We start from the raw sequence: 3,050 nt of genomic DNA, 5'->3' as shown, positions 1-3,050 counted from the left end.
GACTGCCCAACAGGCGCTTGAGCAAACACTCAGCAAATTACCCATCGCCAAAATGATGCACTATCAAGTGCTACAAAAAAATGGTGAATTAGCAGACGTTGAGTTTGCTCGACCAGCACACCGCATCATTGCGCTGTATGGCAAACAAGTCCTTAATATCAGCGCACTAGGAATTGATGCAGCCAATCAAACCGAAGGTCATCGCTTTTTAGCTCCTGGTCTTATTACGATCGCCTCCGCAGATCAGTATGAATCCGATCTCAGCACTAATGCCAAAGTATTGCCAAGCTTTGATAAGCGTCGTGCATTTATCGAATCTGCATTATTAAAAGCTGCTGGTACTGATTTAGTATTAATGCCAGATAGCCTATTAGATGAAGTAACCGCTTTGGTTGAGTGGCCAGCAATTTATGAATGTCATTTTGATCAAGAGTTCTTGGAGGTTCCTCAAGAGTGCTTGATTCTGACGATGCAGACCAATCAAAAATACTTTGCATTGACTGATAAGCAAGGCAAGTTATGCAATCGCTTCCTCATTGTTTCTAATATCGAGACTGATAAGCCAGAAGCGATTATTTCTGGTAACGAACGTGTGGTGCGCCCGCGCCTATCCGACGCGCGCTTTTTCTTCCAACAAGATCAAAAGCGTCCGTTAGCATCCCGTGTGGCTGATCTTGGAAAAGTGGTTTATCACAATCAGCTTGGCAATCAATTGGATCGCACTAAGCGTGTTCAAGGAATTGCAGTAGGTATTGCCAAAGCCTTATCAGCTAATGAGGCCTTAGCAAGTCGCGCCGCTGAAATTGCTAAAACCGATTTACTAACCGATATGGTTGGCGAGTTCCCAGAGCTTCAAGGCATCATGGGTCGCTACTATGCAACGCATGATGGCGAAGATGCCGAAGTCGCGTCCGCTTGCAGCGAACACTACATGCCCCGCTTTGCTGGTGATGCATTGCCACAAACTCAAATCGGCACCATCCTTGCTATTGCGGACAAGCTAGAGACATTAGTCGGCATTTGGGGTGTTGGTCTTGCACCGACAGGTGACAAGGACCCATATGCCTTGCGTCGACACGCTTTAGGTATTTGCCGTCTTTTGTCAGAGAAGAACCTGAGCCTTAGCCTGCCTGAATTAATTGAACTGGCTCGTAAACAATTCCCACAAAAAGATGTTCAAGAAAAAGCTAAGGGCGAAGATATTTACGCCTTCATCATTGATCGTCTGCGCGCTTACTTACGAGACCAAGCGGTTGCAGGCAAGCCATTCACGACCGAAGAGATTGATGCTGTATTAAGTCAGTCACCCGCTCAACTCAATGATTTAATTGATCGCTTATCTGCATTGCGTGAATTTAATGCCTTAGCGGAAGCTGCTCAGTTAGCAGCTGCCAATAAACGCATCAGCAATATTCTCAAAAAGAATGTAACTGCTATACCGGCGGCTTGTTCCGGCAAGCTCTTACAAGTTCCTGCTGAAAGCGCGCTCTATCAGGCGCTTGAGAAACTCACCCCAACACTGAGTACCGCCTATGAGCAGCGTCAGTTCGTAGATCTATTGAAGGCACTCGTAGCTCTCAGCGCCCCGATTGATCAATTCTTTGCCGATGTGATGGTGATGGATCCAAATCCAGAGCTACGTGATAACCGACTAGCTCTCCTGCAACAACTTCACCAGAAAATGAATCTCATTGCCGATCTCGGCAAATTAGCATGAGCATCAGCTCTTCTAAACTCATCATTCTGGATCGCGATGGTGTGATCAATGAAGATCGAGATGATTATGTGAAGTCGAGTGATGAGTGGATTCCTTTGCCGGGTAGTCTTGAGGCAATTGCACTACTCAATCAAGCCGGCTACCAAATTGCCGTAGCGACGAATCAGTCTGGCTTGGCAAGAGGTTATTTCAACATTAATGATCTTCATGTCATGCATGGCAAGATGGACAAACTCCTCAAACCCTTGGGTGGTCATATCGACAGCATTTTCTTTTGCCCTCATACCGATGCCAATGCGTGCGATTGCCGCAAGCCTTTACCGGGAATGATGAAAGAAATTGCATTGCGTTATAAAAAAAATCATAGTGACAGTCCTTTATTGGGGGTACCAATTGTTGGTGATTCCTTGCGCGATCTTCTAGCAGGCATTGCCTTGGGCGCTAGCCCGCATTTAGTCTTAACCGGCAAAGGTAATAAAACCTTGGAAAAGGGTGGCCTCCCTGAGGGGACACAGATTCATGCAGATTTGATGGCATTTGCGACCGCACTCCTGCAAGATAAGGTTTAATAGAAACATGATTTTTATTCGCTCAGCCCTATTTACACTCTTCTTGCTGATATTTACGCCGATCTGGTCAGTCCTCTGCATTCTCGTTTTTCCTATCCTGAATCCTGAGAACCGCTATCGCTTCATCGGCCTGTGGAATAAGGTCGTGATCTGGATTTTGCAATCTCTCTGTGGCATTCGTTACGAGATTCGTGGCATGGAAAACATGATGGCGGTTTTGGATAAACCGGTTGTTGTACTGAGCAAACATCAGTCTGCCTACGAAACTATTTTTTATATTGCTAAGCTTCCTAAGCAAGTCTGCTTCGTTTTCAAAAGAGAATTACTTTGGATCCCTTTCTTTGGCTGGGCTTTGGCTTTGCTCAAGATGATTCACATCAATCGCAATAGCAAAGAAACTGCCGCCCTCTCTGTGGTTGGTCAAGGCAAAAAGCGTTTGAGTGAAGGTAAGTGGATTTTGTTATTTCCAGAGGGTACTAGAACGCCGACCGGATCTCACCAGCCATATAGCAAAGGTGGCGCGAGACTGGCGAGCGCTACTGAGGCACTGGTAATTCCAATTGCTCATAATGCGGGTCGATGCTGGCCCAAGAATAGCTTTCTAAAGCAACCTGGAACAGTCATCTTCTCAATCGGACCTGCCATCACCTCCGTCGGAAAAACAGGCGGACAACTGCATCAAGAAGTTGAGAAATGGATTGAGGCTGAAATGCGCGTGATTGATCCTAGCGCTTACCAGCAAAACTAGAAACTTAGTGGGCTAA

3 protein-coding genes are annotated in these 3,050 nt (G+C 46.1%); all 3 read left to right on the top strand.

Annotation, left to right across the window (positions count from 1 at the left end; all coding sequences use genetic code 11):
• Nucleotides 1-1,717, top strand: a 1,717-nt coding sequence (glyS, locus tag B7X71_RS14310) for a glycine--tRNA ligase subunit beta (RefSeq protein WP_293601102.1), incomplete at its 5' end; no start/stop codon positions are given.
• The gene (gmhB, locus tag B7X71_RS14305; protein WP_293598172.1) at nucleotides 1,714-2,286 is read left to right on the top strand and encodes a D-glycero-beta-D-manno-heptose 1,7-bisphosphate 7-phosphatase; all 573 of its coding nucleotides are present in this window, start codon (nucleotides 1,714-1,716) and stop codon (nucleotides 2,284-2,286) included. The genes glyS and gmhB, both read left to right, overlap by 4 nt.
• 7 nt (nucleotides 2,287-2,293) lie before the next feature.
• Complete coding sequence (locus tag B7X71_RS14300; RefSeq protein WP_293598171.1) at nucleotides 2,294-3,034, top strand: lysophospholipid acyltransferase family protein; 741 nt, start codon at nucleotides 2,294-2,296, stop codon at nucleotides 3,032-3,034.
• Nucleotides 3,035-3,050: the final 16 nt, after the last annotated feature.

The organism is Polynucleobacter sp. 39-46-10, from assembly GCF_002282275.1.
The sequence above is the reverse complement of the archived record's forward strand: the minus strand, read 5'-3'. Positions and strand labels throughout refer to the sequence as shown.